We start from the raw sequence: 25,676 nt of genomic DNA on the forward strand, positions 1-25,676 counted from the left end.
GGGCTTGCGTTATGCTTTGCGCTCACTTTGATCACCCCCTCGAAAGTAGCGCATGCCTCTTGTTCGCATCGACCATGGAAAAAACCACCCCGCCGGATTTGGCAAGGCCGTGGGTGAGATTGTTTACCGCGCCATGATTGAAGTCATCAACGTGCCCGCTGACGACAAATTCCAAATCATCACCACCCATGATGGCAGCGAGTTGAACGTGGCCCACAGTTACTTGGGCATTGAATACAGCGAGCACATCGTCTTCATCCAGGTCACCTTGAATGCTGGCAGAAGCATCGAATTGAAGAAGGCGTTCTACCGCCGCATCGCCGACGATGTGTCCAAAGAACTCCAGATGCGCCAGCAAGATGTGTTCATCAGTCTGGTGGAAGTGGCCAAAGAAAACTGGTCCTTTGGCAACGGCGAGATGCAATACGGGCCCACCGCTTGATCCTGCGCCACAGCTTCTCCCCCGCCAACAACACGCGTTTGGGCCACCTGTGTGGTCCCTTGGATGAACACCTGCGCACCATCGAACTGGCCCTGGAGGTCAAGATCGCGCACAGCCACGAAAAATTCAAAATCGATGGCCACAAAGCCAAGGCTGAACGCGCCTTGGAAATGCTGCAAGCCATGTATGAGCGTGCGGCCAAACCGATTCCCAAAGAACAAGTGCAGTTGATGCTGGCGGGTGACGAACACATGGCCGCACAAGGCGATGGCAGCTTGAGCTTGGCCACGCGGCGCAACGATGTGCGTGCCCGCACGCCTACCCAAGGCGTCTACTTGGACAATATTGCGCAGCACGACATCACATTTGGCATTGGCCCGGCAGGCACCGGTAAAACCTATTTGGCAGTCGCCAGTGCGGTAGATGCTTTGGAGCGCAGCGCGGTGCAACGCATCATCCTGACACGGCCTGCGGTGGAAGCGGGTGAAAAACTTGGGTTTCTGCCAGGTGACTTGGGTCAAAAAGTCGACCCGTATTTGCGTCCACTGTATGACGCGCTGTATGAATTGATGGGCTTTGACAAGGTGCAAAAAGCCTTCGAGCGCAGTGCCTTGGAAATTGCACCGCTGGCCTTCATGCGTGGCCGCACCTTGAACAACGCCTTCATCATCTTGGATGAAGCGCAAAACACCACACCCGAGCAAATGAAGATGTTCCTCACCCGCATTGGCTTTGGTGCCAAAGCGGTCATCACAGGCGACGTGAGCCAAATCGATTTGCCCAAAGGTGCCCCAAGCGGTTTGGTGGACGCCGAGCGGGTGCTGCGCCGTGTGCCGGGCATTGCCATCACCCACTTCACCAGCAAAGACGTGGTGCGCCATCCGCTGGTGGCTCGCATCGTCGATGCTTACGACAAGCAGCGCAAAGCAGGTTGATGCGCGTGGCCTTGCCCCAGCTTCAGTTGTCGCTGCAATTTGCCGACATCCCCTACACCGCCAGACACCGCGCCGCGTTGCCAAGACATGCGGTGCGCCGCTACCTGCGCCATGCTTTGGCGCATGACGCTGAAATCACGGTGCGCATCGTGGGCGAAGACGAAGGACTGGCCCTGAACAGCAGTTATCGGAAGAAAAAATACGCCACCAATGTGCTGACCTTTGACTATGCCCAAGCGCCCTTGGTGATGGCCGATCTGGTGTTGTGTGCGCCGGTGATTGCCAAAGAAGCCAAAGAACAAGGCAAGACCTTGGCAGCGCATTACGCGCATTTGCTGGTGCATGGTTGTTTGCATGCCCAAGGTTGGGACCATGAGACGTCGTTGAAAGATGCCCAAGCCATGGAAGCGCGTGAGGTTGACATCTTGGCAGGCTTGGGCTTTGCCAATCCCTACCGTTGATCCGCCTCGTCGTCTAACAAGCGCACCCGCACACTCTTGCCCTTGATGCGGCCTTTGGCCAAACGCTCAACCGCCGTGGCGGCAATGGCGCGGTCCACCGCCACGTAGGTGGAAAACTCATTCACATTGATCTTGCCAATTTGATCTGCGTTGAAGCCCGCTTCACCGGTCATGGCCCCCAACACATCGCCTGGACGGATTTTTTCTTTGCGTCCACCCACAATTTGCAAGGTGCGCATCGGGGCTTGCAGCGGCTCATCTGAGGCCGGTGACAAGGTGTCCAAAGATGCCCATTGGGAGGTTTGAGATTGCAACACTTCGATGCGACCCACCGCGCCCATCTCGTCCAAACTGGCCAAGGTGAGCGCCAAGCCTTGGGCATCAGCGCGACCGGTGCGGCCAATGCGATGAATGTGAATTTCAGCGTCGGGGGTCACATCCACATTGATGACCGCGTTGAGTTGACTGATGTCCAGGCCACGCGCGGCCACATCGGTGGCCACCAACACCGAGCATGAACGATTGGCAAACTGCACCAACACTTGGTCGCGCTCGCGCTGATCCAATTCGCCGTACAACGCCAACGCATCAAAGCCTTGGGCTTGCAACACGGCCAGCAGTTCGCGGCATTGCTGCTTGGTATTGCAAAACGCCAGCGTGGATTCGGGTCGGAAATGGTTCAGCAACAAAGACACCGCATGCAATCGTTCGTCTTCGCGCACCTCGTAAAACACCTGCCGGATTTTGTCGGGCTGGTGCACGGTTTGCACTTTCACGGTTTGCGGTTCGCGCATGAACTGCAACGCGATCTTGGCAATGCCTTCGGGGTAGGTGGCCGAGAACAACAGGGTTTGTCGCTTGGGCGGGCACTGCTGAATCAGTTGCTTCATGTCGTCGAAGAAGCCCATGTCGAGCATGCGGTCGGCTTCATCCAGCACCAAGGTTTTGACGGAATCCAAGCGCAGGTTGCCGCGCGTCAAGTGGTCGAGGATGCGACCCGGCGTGCCCACCACCACATGCGCCCCGTGTTGCAGGCTTTGCTCTTGTCCGCGCAAAGCCACGCCACCGCACAAGGTGACCACTTTGATGTTGGCTGTGGCTCTGGCCAGGCGGCGAATTTCCGTGGTGACTTGGTCGGCCAACTCGCGTGTGGGGCACATCACCAAGCCTTGCACCGCATGGAAATTGGCGGTGAGTTTTTCAACCAGTGGCAAGCCAAATGCGGCGGTTTTGCCGCTGCCTGTGCTGGCTTGGGCAATCAAATCTTGGCCTGCCAGCGCCAGCGGCAAACTCGCGGCTTGAATCGCGGTCATCTCGGTGTAACCGAGTTGATCCAGGTTGCTGAGGGTTTCGGGGGAAAGAGAAAGCGTTTTAAAAGAGGAGGACATGTTGGATTATCAACCCATGCTTTTTAAGCAAGGGGAAATGTTCTATTTCAAATCCCGCACATCGTCAAAATGCGCTTCCACGTCATTGGGCAAGAGTTGGATGGAAGCACGCAAGCCCGGTACCGCACTCATGAGGGCCTGCTCGACGCTGGTGCGCAATGCGGCCGCGCGGCCCAAGGACCAGCTTGACGGCATGTGCATGTGCATGTCCACAAACCGACGTTGCCCAGCGCGGCGCGACACCACATGGTCGAAACGAATGATGTGCACCTCACCCCGCATGTGCTCGAAACCATCCAGCACTTCTCTGATTTGACCCAAGACCTCGGGCTCGACGGCCTCGTCCATCAGGCCTTGTGAGGAACGCCAAATCAGCCGCACCCCTTCTTTCAAAATATTCAAGGCAACACCCATGGCGACCAGGGCATCGAGCCACAACCAGCCCGTGAAATAGACCAAGGTCAGGCCGATGACCACGCCACCCGAGGTCCAGACATCGGTGACCAAATGCCGGGCATCAGCTTCCAAGGCGATGGAGCGATGCACCTTGGCCGCGCCAAACATCACCCAGGCCAGCAAACCATTCAGCGCTGAACTGGCCACCGACAAAGCCAAGCCCCAACCCAGCGACGCCACAGGCTGGGGGTCGAACAAGCGGTGAGCCGAGGCCCAGATGATGGCGATGGCAGCACCTACGATGAGAATGCCTTCAAAGCCTGATGAAAAATACTCCGCCTTGTGATGCCCGTAAGGGTGTTCTTCATCAGCCGGCTGTTGCGCCACCGTGACCATGACCAACGCAAAAATAGCGCTGGCCAAATTCACAAACGACTCCATCGCGTCCGACAACAGCCCCACAGAATCGGTGATGTACCACGCCATGGTTTTCATCACGATGGTGATGATGGCCACGACCACCGAGGCCCACAGCAGGGTTTTCGGGGACATCTTGGTGAACAAGTTCATGGCCAGGGGTTCTCGGTGGAACACGCAGCGTGTCAACTCAAGTGCACGCGGGCGAATTTGCGTTTGCCCACTTGCACCACGTGCACACCAGCATCGAGCTTCAGCGCTTTGTCGCTGACCACGCTGCCTTCAATGCGCACACCACCTCCTTCGATCAAGCGATTGGCTTCGCTGGTAGAGGGTGCCAAACCCGCCGCTTTCAACAAGGCGGCAATGCCCAGCGGTGCGCCACCGATGTGCACATCGGGAATCACATCGGGAATACCGCCTTTGCTGCGGTTCACAAAATCTTGCTCGGCGGCTTCGGCCAGTGCTGCATTGTGAAAACGGGTGGTGATTTCTTTGGCCAGCATCACTTTGGCGTCGCGCGGATTGCGCCCACCGTCGACCTCCGCCTTCAATGCGGCAATGGCTTCCAAGCTTTGGAAACTCAGCAAAGTGAACCAACGCCACATCAGGGTGTCGCTGATGGACAGCACCTTGGCAAACATGGTGTTGGCTTCTTCGGTGATGGCGATGTAGTTGTTTTTGCTTTTGGACATTTTGTCCACGCCGTCCAAGCCTTCGAGCAAAGGCATGGTCAAGATGCATTGCGGTTCTTGGCCGTACTCCTGCTGCAAATGGCGCCCCATGAGCAAGTTGAATTTTTGGTCGGTGCCGCCCAACTCCAAATCGCTCTTCAGCGCCACGCTGTCATAGCCTTGCATCAAGGGGTATAAAAACTCGTGCACGCTGATCGATTGGCCACTGTGAAAGCGTTTGTGAAAGTCGTCACGTTCCATCATGCGGGCCACGTTGTACTTGGCTGCCAGCTGAATCATGCCGCGCGCCCCCAGCGGGTCGCTCCATTCACTGTTGTAACGAATCTCGGTTTTGGCCGGGTCCAACACCATGCTGGCTTGCTTGTAATAAGTGTCGGCGTTGGCCTTGATTTGCTCTGCCGTCAAGGGTGGGCGGGTGCTGTTGCGCCCAGAAGGGTCGCCAATCATGGAGGTGAAGTCGCCGATCAAAAAGATGACTTGATGGCCCAAGTCCTGCAACTGGCGCATTTTGTTCAGCACCACGGTGTGGCCAATGTGGATGTCTGGCGCGGTCGGGTCCAAGCCCAATTTGATGCGCAAAGGCTGGCCCGTGGCTTCTGAACGCACCAGTTTTTTCACCCATTCGTCTTGGGGCAGCAATTCTTCACAACCCCGGCGCGACACGCTCAAGGCGTGCTGAATATGCGAAGACAATGAGGTTTGTGTTTCAGGTGCTTGATTCATAAGTCTTTTCGATTTTGGAGGAGCAGGATTGCACTGTATACTGCACCCCCCAAGTGTTGGATGAAGCCTTTAGGGGGTCTACCAACCCAAGAGCCTTTCATTCTAAAGCGCCATGCCTTGTGCAGCGCTTGTCATCTCGCTTTTTTGGACGACTGAATTGCAACAACTGGCCCCTTCAGAATCAACCGAGAACCTGCCAAATGCCCGCGCATGGGTATGGCGCATTGGTGCGGTATTGATGCTTGGCGCAGGTGGCGCTTTCGCTGTGGCGGGTCTGAGCCGTTTTGAACAACCGGTGCAGATTCAACAATTGGTTGAAGCAGTCTCCACACTCTCTACAGACAGTCAAATTCAGAGCCTGACCAGCAATGGCATGCGCCTGTACCGGTCTGATGCGTCCCGCTCGAATGACACGGCTGACAGTTTGCTCATGCGACTTGGTGTGGTAGACAAGGCTGCAGCTGATTTCTTGCGTAGCAATCCCTTGGTGCGTGACAACCTGCTCGGTCGTGCCGGTCGTTTGCTCAATGCCGAGTCTGATGGTGACAACCACTTGCTCAAACTGACCGTTCGTTGGACCACAGACAGCAATACCAGCTTTGAGCGCTTGGTGATCGAAAAGACCGACGCCGGCTACAGCGCTTTTCGTGACACTGGCCCACTTAAATCATCTGTGCGTTTGTCTGGTGGGCTGATACAGAGCTCATTGTTTGCTGCCACCGATGACGCCCGCATCCCTGACAGCATTGCTGTTCAATTGGCAGAAATTTTCAGTGGCGATATCGATTTTCATCGCGCATTGCGCAAAGGTGATCGCTTCACTGTCAGCTACGAAAGTTTAGAAGCCGATGGCGAAATTTTGAAATCAGGTCGTGTCCTGAGTGCAGAATTTGTCAACAAAGGCAAGAGCTACCAAGCCATGTGGTTTCAAGAGGCAGCGGATAAACAAGGCGGCTATTACAACTTGGACGGCCAAAGTTTGCGCCGCGTCTATCTGGCTTCTCCTTTGGCTTTTTCTCGCGTGAGCAGTGGTTTCAAAATGCGCTTTCACCCGATCTTGCAAGAGTGGCGAGCCCATTTGGGCGTGGACTACGCCGCAGCCAAAGGGACCCCTGTGCGCAATGTGGGTCTCGGCGTGGTGGAGAGCGCGGGCAACATGGGCGGCTATGGCAATGCCATCGTGATCAAGCACAACAATGGTCACAGCACGGTCTATGCCCACCTCAGCAAAGTGTTGGTCAAGCGTGGCCAGCGTGTCAACCAAGGGCAAGTCATTGGCTTGGTTGGCGCTACCGGCTGGGCCACGGGTCCGCATTTGCATTTTGAATTCCGTGTCAATGGTCGCCACCAAGACCCCTTGCTGCTGGCAAAGCAAAGCGAAACCATTCCTGTGCCAGCTCATGCGCGTGAGCGTTTCAACCTCCAAGCCAAAGAAGTAGCACAACAGCTGAGCGCTTCGGCTGTCGCCTTTGCCAACACCCCACCCTGATCCTTCCATGTCCACGCTGTTCATTGGCGTGATGTCCGGCACATCCTTAGATGGTGTCGATGCGGTGCTGGTGGATACCGCTGAAGGCTTTCATTGTTTGGCCCATGTGGCGGTGCCCATGCCCCAAACACTGCGTGAACATTTCTTGCAGCTGAACCAAACAGGACCCCATGAATTGCATTTGGCCGCGTTGTCAGCCAATGCCTTGGTGGCGCTTTATTCGCAAGCGGTTCACAGCCTGCTGCGTACAACCAATCACCCAGCACAAGCGATTGCCGCTATTGGCGCCCATGGCCAAACTGTGCGGCACCAGCCTCAAATGCACGATGGCGTGGGCTACACCTTGCAATTGAACAACCCGGCGTTGCTGGCCGAGCAAACTGGCATCAGCGTGGTGGCCGATTTCCGCTCTCGGGACGTGGCCGCAGGTGGCCAAGGTGCGCCCTTGGTGCCAGCTTTTCACCAAGCTGTTTTTGGACATGCCGAAGAAACCGTTGCGGTGCTCAACATCGGGGGCATGAGCAACATCAGCATCTTGCAACCTGACAAGGTTCTGGGCTTTGACTGCGGGCCAGGCAATGTGCTGATGGACCTGTGGTGCCATCAGCATCTGGGACAAGGTTACGACCACCTCGGTCAATGGGCGGCTTCTGGCAGCGTGTCCCAAGCCTTGTTGACCCGCTTCATGAACGACCCGTTCTTTAATGCGCCTCCTCCCAAAAGCACGGGCCGAGATCTGTTCCATGCAGACTGGTTGCAAGCGCATTTGAGTGCCGTGCCTGCATTGTCGGCAGCAGATGTGCAAGCCACCTTGGCGGCGCTCACTGTGCAGACGTGTGCAAAAGATGTTCTTCGCTATGCACCCACAGCCAAACGTTTGCTGGTGTGTGGCGGCGGCGCTTACAACCAACACCTGATGTCCTTGCTCAGCCAAGCCTTGCCTGAGGTGGACGTGGCGTCTACCGAAGCCCACGGTTTGCCGCCTTTGCAAGTGGAGGCTGCGGCCTTCGCATGGTTGGCGCGGCAAACCCTCTTGAACCTTCCCGGCAATCTGCCTGCCGTGACGGGTGCTCGCGGTCCTCGGGTACTGGGTGCCATCTATCCAGCATGAGGGTTGGCAAGCCCCATGAAAAAAGGCCGCGAAGCGGCCCTTTTTTTGTTGCGCTCTAAACACTCATGCAGAGAAAGATGAACCGCAACCGCAGGTGGAGGTGGCGTTGGGGTTCTTGATGACGAACTGAGCGCCTTGCAGGTCTTCTTTATAGTCAATTTCAGCGCCCAACAGGTATTGGTAGCTCATGGCATCAACCAGCAAGGACACGCCATTTTTGGTCATGGTGGTGTCGTCTTCGTTGGTGATTTCGTCGAACGTGAAGCCGTATTGAAAGCCAGAGCAACCGCCGCCTTGCACAAACACGCGCAGTTTCAAGTCGGGATTGCCTTCTTCAGCGATCAGGTCAGCCACTTTGGCGGCAGCACTGTCGGTGAAAACAATCGGTTCGGGCATGGCGGTGGGCAGGGATTCGGCTAATGCACTCATGGCGAGCTCCAAAACAGGTGATTCATCAGATGAAGTGAATAGTAACGTATTTCAGTCAACAATTTCCGCAGCAAGGTTATACAAACCCCAAGAAAAAAGCCGCCGGGGCCAGGCCACCAGCGGCTTGAGGAGGCCCCAAGGGCCCCCAAAGATCAGCGTTTGCTGAACTGCTTGCGGCGACGAGCACCGTGCAAACCGACCTTTTTACGTTCCACTTCACGCGCATCGCGGGTGACAAAACCGGCTGCGGACAGCACGGGTTTGAGGGATGCGTCGTAATCAATCAAAGCGCGGGTGATGCCGTGGCGGGCAGCGCCCGCTTGGCCAGATTCACCACCGCCTTGCACGTTGATTTGGATGTCAAACGACTCGCCGTGCTGGGTCAGCAACAACGGTTGTTTGGTGATCATGATGGAGGTTTGACGACCGAAGTACTCGGCGATGTCTTTGCCATTGATCTTGATGTGGCCTGAGCCTTTTTTGAGAAACACGCGGGCGACGCTGGATTTGCGACGGCCGGTGCCATTGTTCCAATCACCAATCATTTCATAGCTCCTTAGATGTCCAGCGTTTTAGGCTGTTGGGCCGTATGGGGATGCTCGGCACCGCCGTACACCTTGAGCTTTTTGATCATGGCGAAACCCAAAGGACCTTTGGGCAGCATGCCTTTGACCGCTTTTTCCAGCGCACGGCCAGGGTGCTTGGCTTGCATGTCGCGGAAGTTGATACTGGAGATGCCACCGGGGTAGCCAGAATGGCGGTGGTACATCTTGTCCAAGGCTTTGTTGCCCGTGACACGGATTTTGGATGCATTGATGACGACGATGTAGTCGCCGGTATCGACGTGAGGCGTATAAATGGCTTTGTGCTTGCCGCGTAAACGGAGGGCTGCTTCGCTGGCAATCCGTCCGAGCACCTTGTCGGTGGCGTCAATCACAAACCACTCATGCGTCACGTCAGCGGGTTTTGCGCTGAAGGTGGACATGTGTTTTCCTAGAGTGGGTTGTGGGGTCCTTTTCCACGGTCGGCGTTCTTCTGATGAGAACCTCTTAGGTGGGGGTGAATTCCTCGCCGCGGGACCTTGTTCGCTGCGAAGCCCGCCATTCTATGGCATTTCCACCCCTTTTCCTGTCCACAAGCCCTGGCGGTTACCATGGGGGCATGTTCAGTTACCGCCATGCCTTTCACGCCGGCAACCATGCCGATGTCCTCAAACACACGGTTTTGATTGCCGTTATGCATCATTTAGCACTCAAAGAGGTGGGTTTCACGGCGTTGGACACCCATTCAGGGCCCGGTTTGTACCGCTTGGACGGTCCGGATGCACAGCAAAGTGGCGAAGCCCAAGAGGGCTTGTTGGCGTTAATGCGCAACAAATCCAAACTGGCCGGTCCGATGGCCCCGGCTTTGCAGGCTTACCGGGCTGTGTTGGACCACTTCAATCCCAAGGGCGGCTTGCTGAACTACCCGGGCTCGCCCTTCATCGCCCAGCATTTGCTACGCGAACAAGACAAGCTGAAATTGTTCGAGATGCACCCCACCGACATCCGCACCTTGCAAACCAATGTGGATGAATTGCGGGTCGGCAGGCAAGTGGCGGTGTTGCATGAAGACGGCTTTAATGGCTTGCCCAAGTTTTTGCCCCCGCCCACGCGTCGTGGTGTGGTGTTCATCGACCCCAGCTATGAAATCAAACTCGACTACGAGCGCGTGGCGGTCACCGTGTCCATGGGCATCCAACGTTTTGCCACCGGTACTTTTGTGGTGTGGTACCCCATCATCCCTCGACCGCAAGCGCACAGCCTGCCAAGGCATTTGATCAATCTGGCCAAGCAAGCCGACAAACCTTGGTTGCACGCCACTTTGCGCATCAAGTCTGGGGCGCGTACAGAGGCCGTGACCGGTGATCCCTTGAAGCGATTAGGTCTGGTGGAAAGTGGCGTGGTGGTGATCAACCCGCCCTTTACCTTGCACGACCAATTGAAAGAGGCTTTGCCTCAAATGGTGCAGTTGATGGGACAAGACAAGGTGGCGGGCTTCGAACTGACCCAGGGCTAGGCCAACGACAAGGCCTTGCACAAAGCCGTGACTGCTGCAGATTGGTTCATCGTGTAGAAGTGCAATCCAGGTGCGCCGCCCAAGCGCAATTGGTCGCACAAATCAGTGACCACATCCAAGCCAAAAGCTTTGATCGACGCCGAGTCATCCCCAAAACTTTGCAAGCGCAAGCGAATCCATCGCGGGATTTCTGCCCCACAGGCATCTGAAAAACGCATGAGTTGGGTGGAGCTGATGATGGGCATGATGCCGGGCACCACGGGGATGTCTGCGCCATGTTTGTGGGCTTCGTCGACAAAGCGAAAGTAAGCGTCGCTGTTGAAGAAATACTGGGTGATGGCGGAGGTGGCACCGGCTTTCACCTTGGTCACAAAGGCTTGCACATCCGCATCAGGCGACTTGGCCTGCGGATGCACTTCCGGGTAGCAGCCCACTTCGATGTGGAAATGGTCACCGGTTTCTTCACGGATAAAGGCGACCAACTCGCTGGCATAGCGAAACTCGCCGAAGGTGCCGTGGCCGCTGGGCAAGTCACCGCGCAGCGCCACCATGCGTTTGATACCCGCTGCTTTGAAATCGGCCAATTGGGCACGCACGCTGTCACGTGTGGCCCCAATGCACGAAAAATGCGGTGCGGCATCAAAACCATCGTTCAGGATGGCCTGCACTTGCTGCGAGGTGCCGTCTTGGGTGCTACCGCCTGCGCCATACGTGACGCTGAAAAATTCCGGCTTGAGCGCGTACAAATCTTGGCGCACTTGCTTCAACTTCGCTTCCCCCTCAGGGGTTTTCGGTGGAAAAAATTCAAAACTGATGGGACACAAGTCCTTCATGCTGCCCTCCTGGCATGGATGAAAAATTCTTGGTTGCCGTCACCGCCGGTGATAGGACTGGGCAACCACGCAACAACGTCTAAATTCACAGTTTGGCAAGCTTGTCGCAAGCGCTGTTCCACTTGGCTGTAAAGCGCGGGGTTCTTCACCACGCCGCCTTTGCCCAGGTCTTGCGCCTGCAATTCAAACTGCGGTTTGATCAACAACAGCGCTGGTGCTTGGGGTTTCATCAAGGTGGCGATGGCAGGCAATACCAGTGTCAGCGAAATGAAACTCAGGTCGGCGACGATGAACTCAAAGCCTTGGACACCCAACAGCTCGGGTGTCATGGCACGGGCATTCACCTTCTCGATGACCTTCACACGCGCATCGTTGCCCAAGCGGGGATGCAACTGCCCATGGCCCACATCCACCCCCCAAACCTGCGCCGCTCCGTGCTGCAACAAGCAATCGGTGAAGCCGCCCGTCGATTGCCCCACATCAAGACAGAGCAAGCCTTGCGGGCTCAAACCTGTTTGCTGCAAGGCGCCCTCTAGCTTCAATCCACCGCGCGAGACAAACCGGGTTTCGGCATCGTCAAGCAACAGCAGTTCACAGCCTTCAGGCAGCCCGGCACCGTTTTTGTCGATCTGGGACCACGCTTGTTGGCCCAGTCGCCAGCGCACGCCTGCAGCAATCAAACGCTGCGCTTGCGAGCGCGTGGCGGCCAAGCCGCGCTCGACCAGCAACTGGTCAGCGCGCACAGCGATCAATAACGGTAGGTGTCGGCTTTGTAGGGACCGGCTTTGCTCACGCCAATGTAGGAAGCCTGCTCGTCAGTCAGTTCAGTCAGCATGGCGCCAACTTTCTTCAGGTGCAAACGGGCCACTTTTTCGTCCAAGTGCTTGGGCAGCACATAGACCTTGCCTGATTCGTAATGGTCTTGGCGGGTAAAGAGTTCGATTTGCGCAATGGTTTGATTGGCAAACGAGCTGCTCATCACGAAGCTGGGGTGGCCGGTGGCGCAACCCAAATTCACCAAGCGACCTTTGGCCAACAAGGTGATTTTTTTGCCGTCAGGGAAGATCACGTGGTCAACCTGGGGCTTGATCTCGTCCCACTTGAGTTTTTCCAAGGAAGCGACGTCGATTTCATTGTCGAAGTGACCGATGTTGCAGACAATGGCTTCGTCTTTCATGGCGGCCATGTGTTCGTAGCGAATCACGTTTTTGTTGCCGGTGGCCGACACAAAAATGTCGGCTTTGTCAGCGGCGTATTCCATGGTCACCACTTTGTAGCCTTCCATGGCGGCTTGCAAGGCGTTGATCGGGTCGATTTCAGTCACCCACACTTGGGCGCTCAAAGCACGCAGGGCTTGGGCAGAACCTTTGCCCACGTCGCCATAACCGGCGACCAAAGCCACTTTGCCAGCGATCATCACGTCGGTCGCACGCTTGATGGAATCGACCAAAGATTCGCGGCAGCCGTAGAGGTTGTCGAATTTGCTCTTGGTGACGGAGTCGTTCACGTTGATGGCTCGGAACATGAGGCTGCCTTTGGCGGCCATTTCGTTCAAGCGCAACACGCCGGTGGTGGTCTCTTCGGTCACGCCGATGATGTGCGCTCCTTTGCGGCTGTACCAAGTGGGGTCTTGCGCCAGCTTGGCTTTGATGGCGTTGAACAAACACACTTCTTCTTCGCTGCCAGGGTTGCTGAGCAAAGAGGCGTCTTTTTCAGCGCGTTTGCCCAAGTGCATCAGCAAGGTGGCGTCGCCGCCATCGTCCAAGATCATGTTGGGGCCTTCGCCATCGGTATTGGCCGCGCCAAATTCAAAAATGCGGTGGGTGTAATCCCAGTAGTCGTCCAAGGTTTCGCCCTTGTAGGCAAACACCGGTGTGCCATTGGCCACCAAGGCAGCAGCGGCATGGTCTTGGGTGGAGAAGATGTTGCAAGAAGCCCAACGCACTTGGGCGCCCAAAGCTTGCAGTGTTTCAACCAACACGGCGGTTTGGATGGTCATGTGCAAAGAGCCGGTGATGCGAGCGCCTTTCAGGGGCTGGGCTTTGGCGAACTCTTGGCGAATCGCCATGAGGCCGGGCATTTCGGTCTCGGCGATTTTGATTTCTTTGCGGCCCCAATCGGCCAAGGACATGTCGGCGACGTGGAAGTCGGTGGTTTGGGTGGGTTTCAGCGATGCATTCATGGTGAGGCTCCAAAAGGTTCAGGGCCACTGACACGACATGCAAGCACTTGGGAGGACCGAGGTGCTCACCTCACGTTGTCAGTGGGTGAGCGCGGTTGGAAAAGGGTCCGAGCCTCACGCCACTGATGTGGCGCTGCAGCGCTCCTCGGATGCGGCGTATTTTAAACACCCTTTGCTGACAAGCGCCTGCCTTGGAAAAACCACTGCGGCTTGGGGGTGTAATGCCTCAAAATGTCCCTTAACATTACCGCATGATCAATCGTCGGTTACTCATCAATATCAAGCGGCGACTGCCGCGAACCCGACGCAACACTTTTGATATTTACTATGTTTTTTTCTCGGTTTCGTCATTGATGTTTTTGGTGCCCATGGCACCTTTGTTGTATTTCCTCGATCTGCCCGATGTTGCCCTGTCCGTGCTGGTGGCATCCTTGCTGGTGTTTGTGGGTTTGAGCTTGTGGTTCAGAGGTTTGCCCCGCGTTTGGGCCCTGACCATCTACCAAACCAGCATCATGGGCGTCATTTTGTACAACGCTTGGAATCTGGGAGGGGTCACATCCCCGGTGATGGTTTGGTTGGGCATCGTCCCCATCCTGCCTTTGTTCACATCCAAATCGCGCAATGGCGTTTATTTTTGGCTCAGCATGTCCTTGCTGTCGGTCTTGGCCACCTTGGCGATGCAGCTGACGGGCATCATTCCGATGCAGGCACACCAGACTTGGCAAGAGCTGGCGCTGGGGGCGATGATGTACACCTTGTTGGTCCAAACGCAATGGAGTTTGATCAACTCGTTTGACTTGATGACGTTGACCGCCGTCAAGCATGTCAGTCGAACCAACCAACGCTTGAAGATTCTGTCGCAAGACCTGACCCAAGCCAATGCCCACAAGGATCAATTTTTAGCCATTGTCAGCCATGAAATGCGCACGCCGCTGAATGCCGTCATGGGTTATTTGAGCCTGCTCAGCACCGACCAACGCTTGACCTCCGACTCCAAGGAATTCGTCAATGGCGCACAAAATTCTGCCGCTCACCTGCTGACCGTCATCAATGACTTGCTGGACTTTTCGCAAATTCAAAATGGCAGCATCACGCTCAACCCCCAGGTCTTTGACTTGCACACCATGCTGCAAAAGACGCACGGCACGCTCAGTCCTCGAGCGAGCGACTTGGGTCTGAGTTATGAGATTTTCATTGAAGACAAAGTCCCAGTTTGGGTCAGCGCCGACCAGCATCGTTTGACCCAGATTTTGATCAACTTGCTTGGCAATGCGCTCAAGTTCACTGACCACGGCAGCGTCCACACCTATGTCAGTTTCACACCGCTGGACAACGCCTTTGATCAAGGCATGCTGCATTTATGTGTAGAGGACACCGGCCCGGGTATCGATGCAGCCCAACAGCAACGCATTTTTGAACCTTTTGTCCAGTTGTCGCATGCTCAAAGCCGTTCCTCACGAGATGCACTGCGCGGCAATGGCCTGGGTTTGAGCATCACCAGCACCTTGGTTCAAAGCCATGGCGGTCGGATTGAATTGCAAAGCAGTGTCGGCAAGGGTTCGGCGTTCACCGTGCATCTTCCAATTCAACTGGCCACGGCGCCGCCGAAAACCGCGCCAGTGATGGAGTTGATTGACATGCGACATATGCGCTTGCTGATCGTGGACGACCATCCGGTCAACCGTTTGGTCGCCAAGGCCACCATACATCGCGCCTTGCCCAATGCAACCATAGACGAAGCAGTCGATGGCACAAGCGGTTTGGCTCGCATGAGCGACACAATTTACGATCTGGTGTTACTCGACTTGGTGATGCCTGACATGGACGGCATCGAAGTCATGCGCCAAGTCCGTCACACCCTGCCTTCCCCTTTCAACCAAGTGCAAGTGATTGCCCTGACGGCCAATGTGGCCAGCGACGCGCTCAAAGCTTGCAAAGAAGTAGGCATCAACGAAGTCATGCCCAAGCCCTTTGATCGGCATACCCTGATCAACCGCATCTTGCACTACTGTCTCCCTGAAGAAAAAAAACACAACTCATGACCTCCTTGCTAGAAGAAGTGCGCCGTCGCCGCACCTTTGCCATCATTTCCCACCCCGATGCGGGCAAAACCACGCTCACCGAAAAACTTTTGCTGTTCTCGGGTGCGATTCAAATTGCCGGTTCGGTGAAAGCACGCAAAGCCTCGCGCCACGCCACCTCGGACTGGATGGAAATTGAAAAGCAACGTGGCATTTCGGTCGCTTCATCGGTGATGCAAATGCTCTACCGCGAGCATGTGATCAACCTTCTCGACACACCCGGCCACAAAGATTTTTCGGAAGACACCTACCGCGTGCTCACCGCCGTGGACTCGGCGCTGATGGTGATTGACGCGGCCAACGGTGTGGAGGCGCAAACCCGCCGATTGATCGAGGTGTGCCGTCAGCGCGACACGCCCATCATCACCTTCGTCAACAAAATGGACCGCGAAGTGCGCGACCCGTTGGACATCTTGGACGAGGTTGAGCGCGAACTCGGTATGCCCTGCGTGCCCATGACCTGGCCGGTTGGTCAAGGCAAATTGTTTGGCGGCATCATCAACCTGCGCACCCAAGCCATGACCGTGTTCGACTCCGGCTCAGAGCGTTTGCCGCAAGACTTTGAAACCCATCCTTTGACCGCACAAACCTTGCTGGCTGAACGCTTTGGCATGGAATGGGCCACCGCCATGGAAAGCATGGAGTTGGCCACCGGAGCCTCACCCAAGTTTGACCGCGAGGCTTTTTTGGCTGGCAAACAAACACCGGTGTTTTTTGGCTCTGGCGTGAACAACTTTGGCGTGATGGAAGTGCTGGATGCCTTGGTTGATTTGGCGCCCTCACCCGGCCCACGCACCAGCCATTTGGTGGTCAACAAGCAAGCGGTGGACAAAACCGTGCAGCCTGAAGACGCTGGTTTTTCCGGTGTGGTGTTCAAAGTGCAAGCCAACATGGACGCCAACCACCGGGACCGCATCGCCTTTGTGCGCGTTGCCTCGGGTCAATACAAACCCGGCATGAAACTCAAGGTGCAGCGCAGCGCCAAAGAGCTGCGCCCCACCTCGGTGGTCACCTTTTTGAGCCAACGCCGCGAAGCGGTGGATGAAGCGTTTGCCGGTGACATCATCGGCTTCACCACGCATGGTGGTGTGCAGTTGGGCGACACCATCACCGATGGCGCAGCCTTGCAATTCACCGGCTTGCCGTTTTTCGCACCCGAGTTGTTCATGACCGTGATTTTGAAGAACCCGCTGCGCACCAAGCAATTGCAAACCGGCCTCGAGCAGTTGGGCGAAGAAGGTGCGATTCAGGTGTTCAAACCCGAAGTGGGTGGCGCCATGCTGTTGGGCGCTATTGGTCAGTTGCAATTTGAAGTGGTGCAGCACCGTTTGCGGGCCGAGTACGACTGTGATGTGCGCTTGGAAAACAGCAGTTACACCGGTGCACGTTGGATCACTGCCGACACCCCTGCCGAGTTACGCGAGTTCACCAACGCCTACCCGCAACGCATGGCCCTGGACGCGGCCAGCACCCTGGCCTATTTGTGCACCTCACCGTATGACGTCCGCTTGGCGCAAGAGCGGTTTCCGAAAATTCATTTCCATCCGCTGCGCGAGCACGCGGGTCTGGCGCTGAGCAGCGCGGGCTGACGCTACAGCCTTGCCAACACCGGCTTCAACGCATTGCCGGTGTGGGTGCCCAGCTTCACCAAGGCTTCAGGTGTGTTGGCGGCTACCACGCGGCCACCGCCATCGCCACCTTCGGGTCCGAGGTCAATCACCCAATCGGCTTCGGCGATCACATCCAAATCGTGTTCGATGACCACCACGCTGTGGCCACCATCGACCAAACGGTGCAGCACCCGAATGAGTTTGTCCACATCGGCCATGTGCAGGCCCACCGTGGGTTCGTCCAACACATACAAGGTGTGCGGTGCTTTGTTGCCACGGCGTGCCACATCGTCACGCACCTTGCTGAGTTCGGTCACCAATTTGATGCGCTGTGCTTCACCACCGCTGAGCGTGGGTGAGGGCTGACCCAAGGTCAGGTAGCCCAAGCCTACGTCTTTCAACAACTGCAGCGGGTGGCTGATGTTGGGCATGGCGGCGAAGAAGTCCACCGCTTCGTCCACTTCCATTTGCAGCACCTCGCCGATGCTTTTGCCACGCCAACGCACCGCCATGGTTTCGTGGTTGAAACGTGCGCCTTTGCAGACCTCGCACAGCACTTTCACATCCGGCAAAAAACTCATCTCGATGGTGCGCATGCCTTGGCCTTCACAGCCTGGGCAGCGGCCTTCACCGGTGTTGAAACTGAAGCGCCCGGGGCCATAGCCCCGCGCTTTGGCTTCCAAGGTTTCTGCAAATAACTTGCGAATCACATCCCAAAACCCGATGTAGGTGGCAGGGCAACTGCGGGGTGTTTTGCCAATCGGTGTTTGATCCACTTCCAGCACGCGGTCGATGCTTTGGTAACCATCGACATCGGTGCAACCCAACCAAGCCGGGTGTTTGCCCGCCTCGTCTTGTTTGCGACCTGCTTGCGTGCTGCGCAGCGCCACCACCGCCGCCACGTTGTGCAACAACACATCGCGAGCCAAGGTGGATTTGCCCGAGCCGCTGACGCCGGTGACCGCCACCAAGCGCCGCAAGGGGAGTTGAATATGGACCTGTTGCAAGTTGTGCAGGAACGCACCATGCAAGCTGAGCCAGCCAGCCGGCTCTTCAAGAACGGGTGTTGGCACGACAGGCGTTTTCTTTTTGGCGCGCACAGGGGCTTTGCCGGACTCCTCATGCGGCAAGCCGAAATCGTCGCCCGGCAAACCCCTGCGCCCGCCTTTGGCCAATGCGGCTGTGGCACCGGCCACATCAACCAGTCTGCGTGCTTGCAAAGGATGCTTGATCGCGTGCATTAAATAACGACCCGTTTGTGACTCAGCAGCACCCATCACATCAGCGACCGAGCCTTGCGCCACCAAGTGGCCGCCACGCTTGCCAGCACTCGGGCCGATGTCAATGATGTGGTCGGCGCGGCGAATGGTTTCTTCATCATGCTCGACCACCACCAAGGTGTTGCCTTTGTCGCTCAAGGAGCGCAAGGCGTCCAACAAAATATGGTTGTCGCGTGCATGCAAGCCAATGGTCGGTTCATCCAGTACATAACAAACACCTTGCAAATGGCTGCCCAGTTGCGCCGCCAAGCGGATGCGTTGGGCTTCGCCACCGCTCAAGGTGGGTGCGCCCCGGTCCAAGGTGAGGTAGCCCAAACCGACACGCTCTAAAAAGTCGAGGCGGCTTTCAATCTCGGGCAACAAATCGCGCGCAATCTCGGCATCGCGACCTTGCAGTTTCAGTTGCTTGGCCCATTGGTGAATTTGAATCACGCTCATGCTGGCCAAGTCGGTGATGCCCACACCCGCAAACTTCACGGCCCGTGCAGTGGCATTCAAACGGGTGCCTGCGCACGACTTACACGCTTGGTCAGATGCGTCCTCCAACTCGGGCTCGGCAAAGCTTTGTTCGCGTCCACGTTCTTTCGGGTCTTGCACCGAATCGTCCATGGCTGCGCGTTGGGCTTTGGACAAAGCGATGCCGGTACCCACACAGTCGGGGCACCAACCGTGTTTGCTGTTGTAGGAAAACAAACGCGGGTCGAGCTCGGCATACGAGGTGTCGCACTGCGGGCAGGCGCGGCGGGTGGAATAGGCTTCTAGTTTCCCAATGTGGGTGGTGGCTTCCTGCGCCAACAAGGCCTCTTGCAAACCATCAAGCTGGCTCAGCACATGCACCACGCCTTTTCCGTGCTCCAAGGCCGTCAAAAGCGACTGGCGCAACAAGGCTTCGTTGGCCGGGTCCACTTTCAAACTCGCCACCGGCAATTCAATCGTGTGTTCTTTGAAACGGTCCAAGCGTGGAAAGCCCAAGGTGGGCAAGAACTGACCATCGACACGCAAATGCGTGAAGCCACGTGGACGCGCCCAATCGGCCAACTCGGTGTAAACACCTTTGCGGTTCATCACCAAGGGACTGAGCAAGCCAATGTGTTGGCCTCGGTATTGACGCAGCAACAAGGCGGCCAATCGGTCAGGGGTTTGCGGCTGGACAGCAGCGCCGTCTTTGGTGCAATGCTGGGTGCCCAACTTCACATACAGCAAGCGCAAGAAATGCCAGACCTCGGTGGTGGTGCCCACGGTGGACTTGCGACCGCCTCGGCTGAGTCGCTGTTCAATCGCGACTGTGGGTGGAATGCCATACACCGCATCCACCTCAGGCCGACCTGCGGGCTGCACGATGCTGCGGGCATAGGCATTGAGGCTTTCCAGATAACGCCGTTGGCCTTCATTGAACAAGATGTCAAAGGCCAAGGTGGATTTGCCCGAGCCGCTGACACCCGTCACCACGTTGAACTGGCCGCGCGGAATGTCCACACTCAGACTTTTCAGGTTGTGTTCTTTGGCGTTGATGATGCGGATGTTGTTGTTGAGCACCGCACCAAGGTACTTGGCGCTGGGCTCGGCAACCAACAGCGGTTTCGTTGACGCGCTTTCAATGACATCAGACTCGGCAACGCCCTCAGCCAACGATCCCATCGCCTTCACATACTCACGCAAAGCCAAACCAGTGTGTGAACTGGCATGCTTCATCACGACTTCAGGCGGGCCTTCAGCGACCAACAAGCCCCCGCCCTCGCCACCCTCGGGTCCCAGATCGATCAGCCAATCGGAAGCGCGGATCACATCCAAGTTGTGCTCGATCACGATCAAGGAATGTCCGGCATCAAGCAAGCGGCGCAAGGCCCGCATCAACTTCGCGATGTCGTCAAAGTGCAAACCGGTGGTGGGCTCGTCAAACAAAAAAAGCATGCCTTTGCGGGCCAAGGTTTGTTTGCTGGACGACGCAGACTTGGCCGCCTCGGCCAAATAACCGGCCAATTTCAAACGCTGGGCTTCGCCACCACTGAGCGTTGGAACGGGTTGACCCAAGCGCACATATTCCAAGCCCACATCCACGATCGGTTGCAAGGCACGAATCACATCGCGGTCGTTGGCAAACAATTGCGCAGCTTCGCTGACCGTGAGTTGCAACACATCGGCCACATTCAAAAAACGCCCTCCGCGTTCGATCTTCACTTCCAAAATTTCAGGGCGGTAGCGCTGGCCATCGCAGTCCGGGCAGCGCAAATAGACATCGCTTAGGAATTGCATTTCCACGTGCTCGAAGCCTGAACCGCCACAGGTGGGGCAGCGGCCATCGCCGCCATTGAAACTGAACTTGGACGCGGTGTAACTGCGTTGGCGCGACATGGCCGTGTTGGCGAAAATTTCACGTACCGCGTCCCAAGCACCCACATAGCTCACCGGGTTGGAACGCGCGGTTTTGCCAATCGGCGACTGATCGACAAACACCACATCGCTCAAATGGTCTGCGCCCAACAAGCGGTCGTGTGCACCCGCACCTTCCGTGCTCTTGCCAAAGTGCCGCAACAAAGCCGGTGCCAAGATGTCTTGGATCAAGGTGGATTTGCCCGATCCACTCACCCCTGTGACCGTGACCCAGCGTTGCAAGGGAAATTCAATGTTCAGGTGCTGCAAATTGTGTTCTCGTGCACCTTCCAATATCAGGCGCGGTGTGGCGTCGGTCACCAAGCGTTTCAGACCCACACCCACTTGTTTGCGAGCGCCCAAATATGCACCCGTCAAGGTGTCGGCTTGCTTCAAACCCTCGGGTGTGCCGTCAAACACCACTTGGCCACCGCGCTCGCCGGGGCCTGGGCCCATGTCCACAATCCGATCGGCAGCCAACATGACCGCCGGGTCGTGCTCGACCACCACCAAGGTGTTGCCAGCATCACGCAGTCGCAACATGGCTTGCGTGATGCGGTGCATGTCACGCGGGTGCAAACCAATGCTGGGCTCGTCCAACACAAACAAGGTGTTGACCAGGGAGGTGCCCAAGGCGGTCGTGAGGTTGATGCGCTGCACTTCGCCGCCACTGAGCGTTCGGCTTTGCCGGTCCAGACTGAGGTAGCCAATGCCCACATCACACAGGTATTTCAATCGGGTGCGGATTTCTTCTAAAAGCAAATGCAGGGCTTGCTGCTCGGCCTGCACACTGGCAGACAAAGAGGCGTCTGTGGCCATGTGGTCAAAGAAAGCACGCAAGCGTTCAATCGACAACAACATCAGGTCGTGCAAACACAGGCCTGGCAATGCTTCCAACTGGCTGCGCGTCCACGCCGTGCCCTGTGGCAGAAAGCGTTTGTCAGCTGGCATCGCTGCCAAGGCGCCGGCATGGCTGCCGATGCGCCACAACAAGCTTTCGGTTTGCAATCGCGCCCCGTTGCATTCACCGCAGGTGGTGTAGCTGCGGTACTTGGACAAGAGCACCCGGATGTGCATCTTGTAGGACTTGGTTTCCAGGTATTCAAAGAAGCGTTTGACGCCATACCACTGCTGGTTCCATTTGCCATTCCAGTTGGGCGAGCCTTTGATGACCCAGTCGCGTTGTTCGGCAGTCAGCTTGTACCAAGGCGTGTCTCTTGGAATACCTGCTGTTTCGGCATGGCGCATCAAATCGTCTTGGCACTCTTGCCAAGCTGGTGTTTGCATTGGCTTGATCGCACCCATGCGCAAGGTGAGTTTGTCGTTGGGAATCACCAAGCCGTAGTCGACCCCAATGACCCTTCCAAAACCTTTGCACACCGGACAAGCACCAGCAGGCGAATTGAACGAGAACATTGAAGGTGTGGGGTCGCTGTAGCGCAGATCGCTGTCGGGGCAATGCAAGCCAGTGGAGTAGCCAAAGGCCTCGCCCAGGTCATCGGCCGCAGCATCGGCAGACATGCGAAATGCCGTCATGCGGCCGTTGCCGCGTTGCAAGGCCAATTCAATGGCTTCCATGGCGCGCGACTGCTCAACCGTTTTCAAACGGAAACGATCGGCCACCACGTCCACCACCTCGCCTTGGCGGTGCACCCGGGTGAAGCCGCTGGCACTCAACCAAGCTTGCAATTCCTCGGCCGTGGTGTTGTTGGGCAATTTCACCGGGAAGGTGATGATCCAACGCGGGTCGCCACTGCTCAGGGTCAACAGTTTCTTGAAAATCGAGTCAGGGGTGTCGTGCTGCACCGCTTGCGCGGTTTGCTTGTCAAACAAATGGGCGGCGCGGGCGAACAACAATTTCAAATGGTCGTTCAACTCGGTCATGGTGCCCACGGTGGAGCGCGAACTGCGCACCGGGTTGGTTTGGTCGATGGCGATGGCAGGCGGCACGCCTTCCACCTTGTCGACGGCCGGGCGGTCCATGCGGTCAAGGAACTGTCGGGCATAGGCGCTGAACGTTTCCACATAGCGCCGCTGGCCTTCAGCGTACAAGGTGTCAAACACCAAGCTGGATTTACCCGAGCCACTGGGGCCGGTGAACACCGTCAACTCGTTGGTGCGGATGTCTATGTCGATGTTTTTGAGGTTGTGCTGTCGAGCACCTCGGATGCGGATCAGTCCTTGGGTCATGCCCGCATTATTCCCCGAGGTAAGCCGCCCTGACTTTGGGGTCGTGCAGAAGGGTTTTGGCCTCGCCTTGCATGCTGATTTCGCCCGATTCCATGACATAAGCGCGTTGCGCCATCTTCAAGGCGCGGCTGGCGTTTTGCTCGACCAACAGGACGGTGACGCCCATGGCTGCCACCTGGGCAATCACCTCGAAAATTTTGTCCACCATGATGGGCGACAAGCCCATGGATGGCTCATCCAACAACAACAGCTTCGGACGGCTCAGCAAGGCGCGACCCATAGCCAGCATTTGCTGCTCGCCACCGGACAAAGTGCCTGACAACTGCCCGCTGCGCTCTTTCAAACGTGGGAACAGGGCAAACACCCGCTCGATATCAGCGTTGATACCTGCCTTGTCGTTGCGCAAATACGCACCCATGTGCAGGTTCTCCAAGATGCTCATGCGGGTGAACACGCCACGCCCCTCGGGCACCATCACCAAGCCTTGCTTGACCAAGTCCCACGGGCCTTGGCCATGCACGTCCCGACCCAAGTAGCTGATGCGACCACCGGCCGCCTGCAAAGAGCCGGTGATGGCTTTCATGGTGGTGGTTTTACCGGCTCCATTGGAGCCGATGAGCGAGACCAATTCGCCCTCGCGCACTTCAAAGCTCACACCCTTGACGGCTTGGATGCCACCGTACGCCACGCGCAAATCTTGCACTTGCAGCAACACATTGGCTTGACTCATGTCAGTGTTCTCCAGTGCCCAAATAGGCTTCGATGACTTTGGCGTCACGTTGCACCTCGGCAGGCGAGCCCTGCGCGATTTGTTTGCCGTAGTCCAACACGGTTACCGCATCACACAAACCCATGACCAATTTCACATCATGCTCAATCAGCAAGATGGTGCGTCCGTCATGGCGGATGCGGTCAATCAACTCGCGCAGCTGCACCTTTTCGGTGGCGTTCATGCCCGCTGCGGGTTCATCTAAAGCAATCAACTTGGGGTCAGTGGCCAAAGCCCGAGCAATCTCCAAACGGCGTTGGTCGCCATAGCTCAGGGTGCGGGCCTTGTAGGGACCCAACTGTCCGATGCCCACGTAGTCCAACAGCGCTTGCGCACGCTGGGCAATGGCGAGCTCTTCTTGCACAAACGCCTTGGTGCGAAACACCGCCCCGAGCACACCCGAACGTGTTCGCACATGCCGCCCCACCATCACATTTTCAAGCGCGGTCATGTCGGCAAACAAGCGGATGTTTTGAAAGGTGCGGGCAATCCCCGCTGCGGCCACTTCGTGGACCGAGCTGGGCTGATAGGACTGCCCCGCCAACTTGAAGCTGCCACTGTCGGGTGCGTACAAGCCCGTGATGACGTTGAAGAACGTGGTTTTGCCAGCCCCATTGGGACCAATCAGCCCATACACCTGCCCGGGTTGAATCGTCATGCCCACATCGCTCAAGGCTTGCAATCCACCGAAACGTTTGGAGATACCTTGGACTTGCAACACCGGGGGGCTCATGCGGCCTCCTTGGTGGGCAAGGCCTTGCCATGATCAGGGCTTGGCCACAAACCACGCGGACGCCACAGCATGATCAGAATCATGGCCAACGCAATCAACAACTGGCGCAAGATGCCTGCATCCAAACGCCCGCCCGTCATCTCTTGCAAAGGTCCGGCCACGTGACGCAACACTTCCGGCAAAGCAGACAACAACACAGCACCCAAAATGACGCCAGGCAAATGGCCCAAGCCACCCAAGACCACCATGGCCACGATCATGACCGACTCCATCAGGCTGAACGACTCGGGCGAGACAAAGCCTTGGAAGGAGGCAAACAACACACCGGCCACACCACCAAAAGTGGCCCCCATGCCAAACGCCAACAGTTTCAAGTTGCGCGTGTTGATGCCCATGGCTTTGGCCGCAATCTCATCTTCACGAATCGCCATCCAAGCCCGTCCTACCCGAGAGGTTTGCAGCCGATAACAAATCAATGTGCTGATCAACACCAGTGCCAAGAAAAGGTAGTAATACTGCGTGACACTGGGTAATTGAATGAAGCCCAGGTCTAGTTTTTGCGACAACGGGTGGCCAAACACAGTCAGCGGATCAATTTGGCCCAAGCCTTTGGGCCCGTTGGTGATGTTCACCGGGTTGTCCAAGTTGTTCAAGAAGACCCGGATGATTTCACCAAAGCCCAGGGTGACAATGGCCAAATAGTCGCCGCGCAACTTCAAGGTGGGCGCCCCCAACAACACCCCGAACAAACCCGCCAAGCCCGCACCGATGGGCACCACGGCCCACAAGGGCAGGTGCAAGCCGTTCGGGAACATGGCGGCCATCGCTGGGAACGTATCCGTCAAGTGCGGCGAGGCCAACAAGCCAAACATGTAGGCACCTACAGCAAAGAACGCCACAAAACCCAAATCGAGCAAGCCCGCATAGCCCACCACAATATTCAAGCCCAGCGCCAACAAGACATACAGCAGCGCCATATCGGCAATGCGCACCCAAGCGTTGCCCAGAGGTTGCAACAGCAAGGGCAGCAACAGCAAAGCCACAGCCCACAAAAGGTAATGAAGAAGGCTGGTTGGCTTCATGT

The 25,676-nt window shown here is 56.8% G+C and carries 21 protein-coding genes and 1 riboswitch; of the genes, 8 read left to right on the forward strand and 13 right to left on the reverse strand.

Annotation, left to right across the window (positions count from 1 at the left end; genetic code table 11):
• Nucleotides 1-52: 52 nt before the first annotated feature.
• The 3 genes from AC8GFP_RS09290 to ybeY are packed head-to-tail and all read left to right on the forward strand — an operon-like array spanning nucleotide 53 to nucleotide 1,838.
• A complete protein-coding gene (locus tag AC8GFP_RS09290) occupies nucleotides 53-442 on the forward strand; it encodes a tautomerase family protein (protein ID WP_506612510.1) in 390 nt (129 codons plus the stop codon).
• A complete protein-coding gene (locus AC8GFP_RS09295; RefSeq protein ID WP_506612512.1) occupies nucleotides 439-1,377 on the forward strand; it encodes a PhoH family protein in 939 nt (312 codons plus the stop codon). Before AC8GFP_RS09290 ends, AC8GFP_RS09295 begins: the two co-directional genes overlap by 4 nt.
• A gap of 5 nt (nucleotides 1,378-1,382) precedes the next feature.
• A complete protein-coding gene (ybeY, locus tag AC8GFP_RS09300; protein ID WP_506612960.1) occupies nucleotides 1,383-1,838 on the forward strand; it encodes an rRNA maturation RNase YbeY in 456 nt (151 codons plus the stop codon).
• On the opposite strand, the gene dbpA is transcribed toward ybeY, so the two are convergent.
• Genes dbpA through tyrS form a run of 3 tightly spaced genes read right to left on the reverse strand, consistent with a single transcriptional unit; the run spans nucleotide 1,829 to nucleotide 5,457 of the window.
• Nucleotides 1,829-3,226: an ATP-dependent RNA helicase DbpA gene (gene dbpA / locus AC8GFP_RS09305; RefSeq protein WP_506612514.1), complete on the reverse strand. Its 1,398-nt coding sequence runs from the start codon at nucleotides 3,224-3,226 to the stop codon at nucleotides 1,829-1,831. The two genes, ybeY and dbpA, sit on opposite strands and share 10 nt — an antisense overlap.
• A gap of 42 nt (nucleotides 3,227-3,268) precedes the next feature.
• A complete protein-coding gene (locus tag AC8GFP_RS09310; protein WP_506612516.1) occupies nucleotides 3,269-4,192 on the reverse strand; it encodes a cation diffusion facilitator family transporter in 924 nt (307 codons plus the stop codon).
• Nucleotides 4,193-4,224: 32 nt separating this feature from the next.
• Nucleotides 4,225-5,457, reverse strand: coding sequence for a tyrosine--tRNA ligase (tyrS, locus tag AC8GFP_RS09315; RefSeq protein ID WP_506612518.1), 1,233 nt, complete (start codon nucleotides 5,455-5,457; stop codon nucleotides 4,225-4,227).
• A 157-nt stretch (nucleotides 5,458-5,614) separates the two neighbouring features.
• Here tyrS and AC8GFP_RS09320 point away from each other — a divergent pair, with 157 nt between their 5' ends.
• On the forward strand, nucleotides 5,615-6,946 hold the full coding sequence (locus AC8GFP_RS09320; RefSeq protein WP_506612520.1) for a M23 family metallopeptidase: 1,332 nt from the start codon (nucleotides 5,615-5,617) through the stop codon (nucleotides 6,944-6,946).
• A gap of 7 nt (nucleotides 6,947-6,953) precedes the next feature.
• The gene (locus AC8GFP_RS09325; RefSeq protein ID WP_506612522.1) at nucleotides 6,954-8,057 is read left to right on the forward strand and encodes an anhydro-N-acetylmuramic acid kinase; all 1,104 of its coding nucleotides are present in this window, start codon (nucleotides 6,954-6,956) and stop codon (nucleotides 8,055-8,057) included.
• 63 nt (nucleotides 8,058-8,120) lie between these two features.
• Here AC8GFP_RS09325 and erpA read toward each other — a convergent pair whose 3' ends face one another.
• The 3 genes from erpA to rplM all read right to left on the reverse strand — a co-directional run bounded on the left by erpA (nucleotide 8,121) and on the right by rplM (nucleotide 9,471).
• Nucleotides 8,121-8,486, reverse strand: a complete 366-nt coding sequence (gene erpA, locus AC8GFP_RS09330; protein ID WP_506612524.1) for an iron-sulfur cluster insertion protein ErpA — start codon at nucleotides 8,484-8,486, stop codon at nucleotides 8,121-8,123.
• 152 nt (nucleotides 8,487-8,638) lie between these two features.
• Nucleotides 8,639-9,031 carry a 30S ribosomal protein S9 gene (gene rpsI / locus AC8GFP_RS09335; RefSeq protein WP_506612526.1) on the reverse strand — a complete coding sequence of 131 codons (393 nt, stop codon included), beginning with the start codon at nucleotides 9,029-9,031 and terminating at the stop codon, nucleotides 8,639-8,641.
• 11 nt (nucleotides 9,032-9,042) lie between these two features.
• Nucleotides 9,043-9,471 carry a 50S ribosomal protein L13 gene (gene rplM / locus AC8GFP_RS09340; protein ID WP_506612528.1) on the reverse strand — a complete coding sequence of 143 codons (429 nt, stop codon included), beginning with the start codon at nucleotides 9,469-9,471 and terminating at the stop codon, nucleotides 9,043-9,045.
• 176 nt (nucleotides 9,472-9,647) lie between these two features.
• On the opposite strand from rplM, the gene AC8GFP_RS09345 reads away from it, so the two are divergent.
• On the forward strand, nucleotides 9,648-10,544 hold the full coding sequence (locus AC8GFP_RS09345) for a 23S rRNA (adenine(2030)-N(6))-methyltransferase RlmJ (RefSeq protein WP_506612530.1): 897 nt from the start codon (nucleotides 9,648-9,650) through the stop codon (nucleotides 10,542-10,544).
• Here the strand turns inward: AC8GFP_RS09345 and metF are convergent.
• Genes metF through ahcY form a run of 3 tightly spaced genes read right to left on the reverse strand, consistent with a single transcriptional unit; the run spans nucleotide 10,541 to nucleotide 13,559 of the window.
• Nucleotides 10,541-11,377 (reverse strand): methylenetetrahydrofolate reductase [NAD(P)H], encoded by an 837-nt coding sequence (metF, locus tag AC8GFP_RS09350; RefSeq protein WP_506612532.1) that lies wholly within the window; start codon nucleotides 11,375-11,377, stop codon nucleotides 10,541-10,543. The two genes, AC8GFP_RS09345 and metF, sit on opposite strands and share 4 nt — an antisense overlap.
• Nucleotides 11,374-12,120 carry a TlyA family RNA methyltransferase gene (locus AC8GFP_RS09355; RefSeq protein WP_506612534.1) on the reverse strand — a complete coding sequence of 249 codons (747 nt, stop codon included), beginning with the start codon at nucleotides 12,118-12,120 and terminating at the stop codon, nucleotides 11,374-11,376. The genes metF and AC8GFP_RS09355 overlap by 4 nt, the downstream gene beginning before the upstream one ends.
• 5 nt (nucleotides 12,121-12,125) lie before the next feature.
• Complete coding sequence (gene ahcY / locus AC8GFP_RS09360; RefSeq protein WP_506612536.1) at nucleotides 12,126-13,559, reverse strand: adenosylhomocysteinase; 1,434 nt, start codon at nucleotides 13,557-13,559, stop codon at nucleotides 12,126-12,128.
• Between the two features lie 80 nt (nucleotides 13,560-13,639).
• Nucleotides 13,640-13,711, reverse strand: a riboswitch (S-adenosyl-L-homocysteine riboswitch).
• A gap of 216 nt (nucleotides 13,712-13,927) precedes the next feature.
• On the opposite strand from ahcY, the gene AC8GFP_RS09365 reads away from it, so the two are divergent.
• The gene (locus AC8GFP_RS09365) at nucleotides 13,928-15,601 is read left to right on the forward strand and encodes an ATP-binding protein (RefSeq protein ID WP_506612538.1); all 1,674 of its coding nucleotides are present in this window, start codon (nucleotides 13,928-13,930) and stop codon (nucleotides 15,599-15,601) included.
• On the forward strand, nucleotides 15,598-17,229 hold the full coding sequence (locus AC8GFP_RS09370) for a peptide chain release factor 3 (RefSeq protein WP_506612540.1): 1,632 nt from the start codon (nucleotides 15,598-15,600) through the stop codon (nucleotides 17,227-17,229). The genes AC8GFP_RS09365 and AC8GFP_RS09370 overlap by 4 nt, the downstream gene beginning before the upstream one ends.
• 2 nt (nucleotides 17,230-17,231) lie before the next feature.
• Here the strand turns inward: AC8GFP_RS09370 and uvrA are convergent, their stop codons facing one another.
• From uvrA to AC8GFP_RS09390, 4 genes are read right to left on the reverse strand one after another with little or no spacing between them, the layout of a single operon-like run.
• The gene (uvrA, locus tag AC8GFP_RS09375; RefSeq protein ID WP_506612542.1) at nucleotides 17,232-23,090 is read right to left on the reverse strand and encodes an excinuclease ABC subunit UvrA; all 5,859 of its coding nucleotides are present in this window, start codon (nucleotides 23,088-23,090) and stop codon (nucleotides 17,232-17,234) included.
• A gap of 7 nt (nucleotides 23,091-23,097) precedes the next feature.
• On the reverse strand, nucleotides 23,098-23,820 hold the full coding sequence (locus tag AC8GFP_RS09380) for an ABC transporter ATP-binding protein (protein ID WP_506612544.1): 723 nt from the start codon (nucleotides 23,818-23,820) through the stop codon (nucleotides 23,098-23,100).
• A gap of 1 nt (nucleotide 23,821) precedes the next feature.
• Nucleotides 23,822-24,592, reverse strand: coding sequence for an ABC transporter ATP-binding protein (locus tag AC8GFP_RS09385; protein ID WP_506612546.1), 771 nt, complete (start codon nucleotides 24,590-24,592; stop codon nucleotides 23,822-23,824).
• A complete protein-coding gene (locus tag AC8GFP_RS09390) occupies nucleotides 24,589-25,674 on the reverse strand; it encodes a branched-chain amino acid ABC transporter permease (protein ID WP_506612548.1) in 1,086 nt (361 codons plus the stop codon). Before AC8GFP_RS09390 ends, AC8GFP_RS09385 begins: the two co-directional genes overlap by 4 nt.
• Between the last annotated feature and the right edge of the window lie 2 nt (nucleotides 25,675-25,676).

This window comes from Limnohabitans simekii (SeqCode), assembly GCF_965234735.1.
GTDB classification, from domain to species: domain Bacteria; phylum Pseudomonadota; class Gammaproteobacteria; order Burkholderiales; family Burkholderiaceae_C; genus Limnohabitans; species Limnohabitans simekii.

Excerpts from the sequence above, each read along its gene's own strand:
- AC8GFP_RS09325 (WP_506612522.1), top strand. The coding sequence starts at position 6,954 with ATGTCCACGCTGTTCATTGGCGTGATGTCCGGCACATCCTTAGATGGT.
- uvrA (WP_506612542.1), bottom strand. The coding sequence starts at position 23,090 with ATGACCCAAGGACTGATCCGCATCCGAGGTGCTCGACAGCACAACCTC.
- AC8GFP_RS09310 (WP_506612516.1), bottom strand. The coding sequence starts at position 4,192 with ATGAACTTGTTCACCAAGATGTCCCCGAAAACCCTGCTGTGGGCCTCG.
- tyrS (WP_506612518.1), bottom strand. The coding sequence starts at position 5,457 with ATGAATCAAGCACCTGAAACACAAACCTCATTGTCTTCGCATATTCAG.
- AC8GFP_RS09290 (WP_506612510.1), top strand. The coding sequence starts at position 53 with ATGCCTCTTGTTCGCATCGACCATGGAAAAAACCACCCCGCCGGATTT.
- rplM (WP_506612528.1), bottom strand. The coding sequence starts at position 9,471 with ATGTCCACCTTCAGCGCAAAACCCGCTGACGTGACGCATGAGTGGTTT.
- AC8GFP_RS09380 (WP_506612544.1), bottom strand. The coding sequence starts at position 23,820 with ATGAGTCAAGCCAATGTGTTGCTGCAAGTGCAAGATTTGCGCGTGGCG.
- AC8GFP_RS09365 (WP_506612538.1), top strand. The coding sequence starts at position 13,928 with ATGGCACCTTTGTTGTATTTCCTCGATCTGCCCGATGTTGCCCTGTCC.
- rpsI (WP_506612526.1), bottom strand. The coding sequence starts at position 9,031 with ATGATTGGTGATTGGAACAATGGCACCGGCCGTCGCAAATCCAGCGTC.
- dbpA (WP_506612514.1), bottom strand. The coding sequence starts at position 3,226 with ATGTCCTCCTCTTTTAAAACGCTTTCTCTTTCCCCCGAAACCCTCAGC.
- ahcY (WP_506612536.1), bottom strand. The coding sequence starts at position 13,559 with ATGAATGCATCGCTGAAACCCACCCAAACCACCGACTTCCACGTCGCC.
- erpA (WP_506612524.1), bottom strand. The coding sequence starts at position 8,486 with ATGAGTGCATTAGCCGAATCCCTGCCCACCGCCATGCCCGAACCGATT.
- AC8GFP_RS09345 (WP_506612530.1), top strand. The coding sequence starts at position 9,648 with ATGTTCAGTTACCGCCATGCCTTTCACGCCGGCAACCATGCCGATGTC.
- AC8GFP_RS09390 (WP_506612548.1), bottom strand. The coding sequence starts at position 25,674 with ATGAAGCCAACCAGCCTTCTTCATTACCTTTTGTGGGCTGTGGCTTTG.
- AC8GFP_RS09370 (WP_506612540.1), top strand. The coding sequence starts at position 15,598 with ATGACCTCCTTGCTAGAAGAAGTGCGCCGTCGCCGCACCTTTGCCATC.
- metF (WP_506612532.1), bottom strand. The coding sequence starts at position 11,377 with ATGAAGGACTTGTGTCCCATCAGTTTTGAATTTTTTCCACCGAAAACC.
- AC8GFP_RS09385 (WP_506612546.1), bottom strand. The coding sequence starts at position 24,592 with ATGAGCCCCCCGGTGTTGCAAGTCCAAGGTATCTCCAAACGTTTCGGT.